5 protein-coding genes are annotated in these 7,240 nt (G+C 70.9%); 1 reads left to right on the forward strand and 4 read right to left on the reverse strand.

What is annotated here, in order from left to right:
• The 4 genes from FNH05_RS27750 to FNH05_RS27760 form a co-directional block, all read right to left on the reverse strand.
• Positions 1–768: ABC transporter ATP-binding protein (locus FNH05_RS27750; protein ID WP_144591788.1), on the reverse strand; the 768-nt coding region annotated here is incomplete at its 3' end.
• Complete coding sequence (locus FNH05_RS27755) at positions 765–2,750, reverse strand: dipeptide/oligopeptide/nickel ABC transporter permease/ATP-binding protein (protein WP_246127977.1); 1,986 nt, start codon at positions 2,748–2,750, stop codon at positions 765–767. The genes FNH05_RS27755 and FNH05_RS27750, both read right to left, overlap by 4 nt.
• A complete protein-coding gene (locus tag FNH05_RS39490) occupies positions 2,747–3,706 on the reverse strand; it encodes an ABC transporter permease (RefSeq protein ID WP_246127978.1) in 960 nt (319 codons plus the stop codon). The genes FNH05_RS27755 and FNH05_RS39490 overlap by 4 nt, the downstream gene beginning before the upstream one ends.
• A gap of 30 nt (positions 3,707–3,736) precedes the next feature.
• Complete coding sequence (locus FNH05_RS27760; RefSeq protein ID WP_144591792.1) at positions 3,737–5,347, reverse strand: ABC transporter substrate-binding protein; 1,611 nt, start codon at positions 5,345–5,347, stop codon at positions 3,737–3,739.
• A 187-nt stretch (positions 5,348–5,534) separates the two neighbouring features.
• On the opposite strand from FNH05_RS27760, the gene FNH05_RS27765 reads away from it, so the two are divergent.
• The coding region (locus FNH05_RS27765) for a glycoside hydrolase family 2 TIM barrel-domain containing protein (protein WP_281287640.1) at positions 5,535–7,240 on the forward strand (1,706 nt) is incomplete at its 3' end.

The raw sequence follows: 7,240 nt of genomic DNA on the forward strand, positions 1-7,240 counted from the left end.
GAACAGTGCCCTGGTGTAGGGGTGGCGGGGCCCGGCGGCGAGCGCCGCGGCCGGCGCCTGTTCCACGATCCGCCCCAGGTACATGGTGACGATCCGGTCGCTCATGGCGCGCACGGTCTGGATGTCGTGGGACACGAACACCATGGCCAGGCCGAGTTCCCGGCGCAGACGGCCGAGGAGGTCGAGGATCTGCGCCCGCACCGACACGTCGAGCGCGGAGGTCGGTTCGTCGGCGATGAGCAGGGAAGGCCGCAGCGCCAGCGCCCGCGCGATGGCCACGCGCTGGCGCTGCCCGCCGGACAACTGCCCCGGGACCGCGTCGGCGGCCGCGCCCGGCAACCCCACCAGTGCCATCAGCTCGCGGACCCGGGCACGGCGCTGCGCGGGGGTGCCCACCCGGTGCACGTCGAGCGGGTCGGCGATGATCCGGGCCACCGGCAGGCGGCGGTTAAGCGCCGTCGCCGGGTCCTGGAACACCATGCCCACCCGCGCGCCGAACTCGCGCGCGCGGCGCTCCGCGGTCATCTCCCACAGCGGCATCCCGCGGTAGCGCACCGTTCCGCGCGTGGGACGCTGCAACCCGACCAGTACCTTGGCCAAAGTGGACTTTCCGCAGCCCGATTCCCCGACCACGCCCACGGTCTCCCCGGGGGCCACAGCGAGCGAGGCGTCGGTGAGCGCGTAGACGTTGTCGTGCCCGAACAGGCCGCGGGAACGCACCCGGTGCACGACGTGCACGCCGTCCAGTTCGATGAGCTTCTCCGTCATGCCGGCACCCCTTCCCCGGTCCTCGCACCGAGATCCGCGGCCCGCACCGGGAAGTGGCAGCGCACCAGGTGCCCGGTGGCCACGCCCTCCGGGGCGGGCGGCTCCGTGCGGCACACCGGCCGCGCCGCCGGGCAGCGGCCGGAGAACCGGCAGCCGGGCGGGAAGTCCGCGGGCGAGGGAACGGCGCCCTTGATGCGCGCCAGGGTCGTGTCGTTCTCCTCCAGTGACAGCACGGCGCCGAGCAGGCCCCTGGTGTAGTGGTGCGACGGCGAGCCGATCACCTGCGCGGCCGTGCCCGCCTCCGTGACCTGCCCGCCGTAGAGCACCACGACCCGGTCCGCCACCTCCGACACCAGCGCCAGATCGTGCGAAACGAGGACCAGCGCGAAGCCCAGTTCGTCCTTCAGCCGCGCGAGCAGGGCCATGACCTGGGCCTGCACGGTCACGTCGAGCGCGGTGGTCGGCTCGTCGGCCACGATCAGCTTCGGGTCCCGTGACAGCGCCATCGCGATCAGGACCCGCTGGCGCTGCCCGCCGGACAGTTCGTGCGGATAGGCGCGCAGGGTCCGGTCCGGGTCGAGGTTGACCAGTTCCAGCAGCTCGGCCGGGGTGCGGGTGCCGCCGCGCCGGGTGAACTGCCGCAGCTGGGCACGGATCGTCATGGCGGGGTTGAGCGAGCTCAACGCGTCCTGGTAGATCATCGCGAGGTCACGCCCGAGATGCCGCCTGAGCTGCCGCGGCCGCATCGCCAGCAGGTCTTCGCCGCCGAACCGGATCGCCCCGGACACCCTGGCCTCCGCGGGTTGCAGGCCCAGCACCGACAGCGCGGTCAGTGACTTGCCGCAGCCCGATTCGCCGATCAGCCCGAGCACCTCACCGGCCCGGACGGTGAACGACACGTCGTCGACGACGTCGACCCCGTTGTGGCGGCCGGGAAAGGAGATCGCCAGCCGGTCCACTTCGAGCACCGTGGGCGCGCCGTCCAGTTCCCGCGCCCGGCGCGCCAGCCGCTCGCCCGTCCGAAGCAGTCCGGGCAGCGGCACGACCGTTTCGTGCTCCTCGGCCGGTGCCGCCGCCTCCTCGGCGGGCAGCGCTTCTTCGGCCTTCGCGGCCGTACCGCGCGTCGACGGCGCGGCGAGTGCGTCGGAAATCCCTTCCGCCAGCACGTTGAGCGCGAGCACGGTGACCAGGATCAGCAGGCCGGGGAACAGGGTGGCCCACCAGCCGCCGGTCAGCACCAGGTCCTTGCCGTCGGCCAGCACCGATCCCCACGAGGGGTTCGGCGGCTGGATCCCCGCGCCGATGAAGGACAGCGAGGCCTCGAACACGATCGCGTCGGCCACCATGACGGTGCAGAACACCAGGATCGGCGCGGCGCAGTTGACGGCCACGTGGCGGCCGAGGATGAACCACCGTTTCGCGCCGATGATCCGCTCGGCCGCGACGTAGTCCTCGCCGTACTGGGCGAGCACGTTCGCGCGCACCACCCGGGCGATCGCCGGGACGTTGACGAACCCGATGGCCAGGATCAGCACCGGGACGGCGTGGCCGAACACCGCGACCAGCACCGCGGCCAGCGCGATGCCGGGGAAGGCCATCACCACGTCGAGCACGCGCATCACCACCTCGTCCACCCAGCGGCGGGTGGTGGCGGCGAGCGAGCCGATCAGCGCACCGCAGACCAGCGCGAAGGCGACCGCACCGAGGCCGATCGCCAGCGACCACCGCGTGCCGTACACCAGCCGCGAGAAGATGTCGCGGCCGCTGGAGTCGGTGCCGAACCAGTGCGCGCCGCCGGGGCCCGAGGTGTCGGTGCTCAGCGCGTCCGGATCGTGGGTGGCCGCCAGCCTGCCCAGGACCGCGGCCAGCACCAGGACCACCAGGACGCCGAGCGCGATCCGCGATGCCGGGGTCAGCCGCCGGAAGGAGATGCCCGGCCTGCCCGGGCTGCTCAGCCTCTCCACGAGGCGGCGGCGCCTCACGACCGGCTCCTCAGCCGGGGGTTCGCGACCAGGTACAGCACGTCCACGATCAGGTTCACCAGGACGAACCCGACCGCGATCGTGATCACGAAGCCCTGCACCTTCGAGGCGTCCCCGTCCTTGACCGCCTCGATCAGGTTCCGGCCCATCCCGGGCAGCGCGAAGATCGTTTCGATGACCACCGCGCCGCCCAGGAGGTAGCCGACCCGCAGCCCGAGCACCGTCAGCGGGTTGATCAGCGCGTTGCGCAGCACGTTGCGCCCGACCACCACCAGCGGCGGCAGCCCGCCGCCGCGCGCCGTGCGCACGTAGTCCCGGTCCAGCTCCTCCACCATCGAGGTGCGCACGATCCGGGTGAGCTGCGCGGCGACCGGCAGCGACAACGAGATCGCGGGCAGGGCCAGCGACCGCAGCCAGCCGCCGAAGGAATCGTTCATGTTCACGTATCCACTCGTGGGGAACAGGCCGCCGCCCACGGCCAGCCATTCGATCAGCAGCAGTGCGACCCAGAACGCCGGTGCGGCGACACCGCCGAGCGAGACCAGTCGGATCAGGTGATCCGGCCAGCGGTCGCGGAACAGTGCGGCGGTCACGCCGAAGACCAGCGCCAGCACGATCGCGATGAACAGGCCGAGCAGGGTCAGCTGCACGGTGAGCGGCAGGGCGGTGGCGATGCTGTCGGACACCGGCTGCCTGGTGATGACACTGGTGCCGAAGTCGCCGTGCAGCAGCCGCCAGACGAAACGGCCGTACTGCACGGGCAACGGGTCGTCGAGCCCGTTGTCCTGGCGGAACTTCTCCAGCTGCGCCTGCGTCGCGTTGCCGCCGTCGAAGGCGGCCATCGCCGGGTCGGTCGGGGAGAACCGCATGACGACGAAGACGAACAGCACGACACCGAGCAGCAGCGGGACCAGGGACAGCACGCGGCGCACCAGCATGCGCACGACGACGATCACGCGGAAGTCCTCTCCGGAAAGGGGTGCGGCTCAGGCGGGTTTGGCCGTGTTGACGTTGATGCCGGGATAGCCCTGCGCGCGCACGCCGGAGATCTTGCGCGGGTCCCAGGCGGTGCCGAGCTGGGTGAAGGCCACGGGGAAGATCACCGCCTGGTCCGCGATCATCTCCAGCACCTGCCGGGTCAGCGCGGCGCGTTTCGTCTCGTCCTGTTCCCTGGCGGCCTGGTCCTGCAGGGCGTAGAGCGCGTCGGCCTCCGGCCCCTGCCATCTGGCGTAGGTGGTGGCGAGGATCGACGACGAGTCGTAGTAGTAGCGGGTGAGCAGGTCCGGGTCGTTGCCGAACTGCATCGGGTTGTTCGTCGTGGCGATCACCGGGAAGTCGGCGCCACCGTCCAGTTTGGAGAACAGCGCCTTGGTGTCCTGCTGCTGCAGCGTGGTCGCCACGCCGATGGCGTCCCAGCCCTCCTTGATCACCGTCACGCAGCTGGTGACCAGCGAGGTGTTCGTCGTCCACAGCTCGATCGACAGGTTCGTCACCCCGGCCTGGCGCAGCAGGTCCCTTGCCTTGCCGGGGTCGTAGGCGAAGCTGCCGGTGGCGGCGGCCCCGGAGTCCAGTTTCGGGTTGATGAACGAGGTCCCCGGCGTGCCGGCGCCCTTGAGCCCGATCTGCACCAGCTTCTGCCGGTCGATCGCGTGGTGCAGCGCCTGCCGCACCAGCTTGTCGCCGAACGGCGCGTGCCGGGTGTTGAACAGCAGGAACAGGTTGTTGCCACCCTCGGCGAACTCGACCGTGCGGCCATCGGCCCGCAACTGGTCGGCGTTGGCGGGCGGGATGTTCTCCACGATCTGCGCGTCGGGACCGGCACCGGAGATCTCCGCCACCCGCGGTGCGGCATCCACAATGGACTTCCACAGCATGGTCCGGTACGCGGCGGGCCGCGGGCCGTCGTAGGCGTCGAACCGGGCGAACGACGTGTGGCTCAGCGGTGCCTGTTCGGTGACCCGGTAGGGCCCGGAGCCCACGACGGTACCGTTCTTGGCCAGATCCCACTTCCCGTCGAACACGTGCTTCGGCACGATCTTGCAGGTCTGGATCCGTTGCAGCGCGTAGGGGAACGGGAACTTCAGCCGGAACTCCACGCTCCGCTCGCCCGTCTTCCGCACGCTGTCCAGCCACAGCGAGAAGAAGCTGCGGATGAGCACGTTCTCCTTCGGGTCCAGCGCGCGCTGGTAGGTGAAGACCACGTCGTCGGCGGTGACGGGCTGCCCGTCGTGCCACTGGGCACCGTCGCGGAGTTCGAAGGCCAGCGTCGTGCCCTTCAGGTCGGCGGGCAACGCCTTGGCGAGACCGGGATACGGCTCGCGCGTGATCGGATCGCCCTCCACGAGCGACTCGTAGCAGTGCAGGATGGCCGCCATGGAGAAGGCGGAGGCCGTCTGGAGCGGGTCCCAGGTCTGGTTGTTGCCGTAGCCGATCACGGCGGTGAGCGATCCCTTGGTGTTGCCGCTGTTGGTGGAGCTGGGCCCACCGCAGGCCGCGAGCGCCGAGGAGAGCCCGGCGGCCGCACCCAGCAGGCCGGTGTAGCGCAGCAGGTCGCGGCGGTTGAGCGTCAGGCCGGATCGCTTCGGGCTGGCTGACATCGCGTCTCCTGACCCGGTCTTCGTCGACCGAACAGTGCTGGAAGTACGACGTAGGACGTCCTACGCCCTGGGAAGGCTAGATCCCGTCGGCGCCCCCGGTCAAGGATCTTTCGCCGGACCACGGCAGAGGAATAACGTGGGATGTCCGGATCTGCGATCGCACGACCCTGTTCGGAGGAGGCCCTCCGTGGCGCCAGACCACGAAACCGGGCGCGGCACCGCCGCCGCACCGGCCCCGCTGACCAGCACCGCTCCCGGTGCCGGACGGCGCGCCCCGCGCGCGGACGCCCCTTCGGACGCGCCCGCGCTCCCCCTCGGCGGAACCTGGCGTTTCCACCTGGCCGACCAGCCCGGCCACGCGACCCCCGGGTTCGCGGAACCCGGTTTCGACGACGAGGGCTGGTCCCGGCTGGAGGTACCCGGGCACTGGCAGCTCCAAGGACACGGCAGCCCGGCCTACACCAACGTTCGCTACCCCTTTCCGCTCGACCCGCCGTTCGTCCCGGACGAGAACCCCACCGGCGAATACCGCCGCCGGTTCGACCTTCCCCCCGGCTGGCCGGAGGGCGAGGCGGTGCTCCGGTTCCGCGGCGTGGATTCCGCGTTCACGGTGTGGCTCAACGGAACCGAACTCGGCTGGTCCACCGGCAGCAGGCTCACCACCGAATTCGACGCCGGCCCGCTGCTGCGCCCGCACGGCAACGTGCTCGCCGTGCGCGTCCACCAGTTCTCCCCCGCCAGTTACCTGGAAGACCAGGACATGTGGTGGTTGTCCGGGATCTTCCGTGACGTCACCCTCATCGCCCGGCCACCGGGCTCCGCCGGCGACTTCTTCGTGCACGCGGACTACGACCACACCACCGGCGGCGGCACGCTCCGCGTCGAAACCGACGTTCCGGCAACGCTGTCGGTCCCGGAGCTGGGGCTGTCCGGAGTGCCCGCCGGAAGCACCTGCCGGATCCCGTCCGTCCACCCGTGGTCGGCGGAACTCCCCCGGCTCTACCACGGCACCCTGACCACCGGGGGCGAGCGGATTCCGCTGCGCATCGGCTTCCGCACGGTGGCCGTGCGCGATGGCCTGCTCACCGTCAACGGCAGGCGGATCCTGCTGCGCGGGGTCAACCGGCACGAATGGAACCCCGGCCGCGGCCGCGCGGTCACCGCCGGCGACATGCTGGCCGACGTGCTGATGATGAAGCGGCACAACGTCAACGCGGTCCGCACCAGCCACTACCCGCCGCATCCGGATTTCCTGGACCTGTGCGACGAATACGGCCTGTACGTCCTCGCCGAATGCGATCTCGAAACCCACGGTTTCACGGTCGCGGGCTGGCGCGGCAATCCCAGCGACGATCCCCGGTGGCGCCAGGCGATGCTGGACCGGATGTGCCGCACGGTGGAACGCGACAAGAACCACCCGTCGGTCATCCTCTGGTCGCTGGGCAACGAAGCCGGCACCGGCGGCAACCTCGCCGCCATGGCGGACTGGGTGCACGAGCGCGATCCGGGCCGCCCGGTGCACTACGAGGGCGACGGGGACTCCCGGCACGTCGACGTCTACAGCAGGATGTACGCCACACACGCGGAGGTCGAGGCGATCGGGCGGTACGAAGAGCCGCCCACCGCCGACCCGTCCGCCGACGCGCACCGCCGCGGACTGCCGTTCCTGCTCTGCGAATACGCGCACGCGATGGGCAACGGCCCCGGCGGGCTGCTGGAGTACCAGCGGCTGTTCGAGCGGTATCCCCGCTGCCAGGGCGGGTTCGTGTGGGAGTGGATCGACCACGGCATCCGGCGGCACACCCCCGACGGGCGCGAGTTCTTCGCCTATGGCGGGGATTTCGGCGAGCCGCTGCACGACGGGAACTTCGTCCTGGACGGACTGGTGTTCCC

It is taken from the genome of Amycolatopsis rhizosphaerae (assembly GCF_007713715.1).
In the GTDB taxonomy this organism is placed as follows: Bacteria; Actinomycetota; Actinomycetes; order Mycobacteriales; family Pseudonocardiaceae; genus Amycolatopsis_E; species Amycolatopsis_E rhizosphaerae.

Coding starts and splice junctions, on each gene's coding strand:
- FNH05_RS27760 (WP_144591792.1), bottom strand. CDS start 5,347: ATGTCAGCCAGCCCGAAGCGATCCGGCCTGACGCTCAACCGCCGCGAC.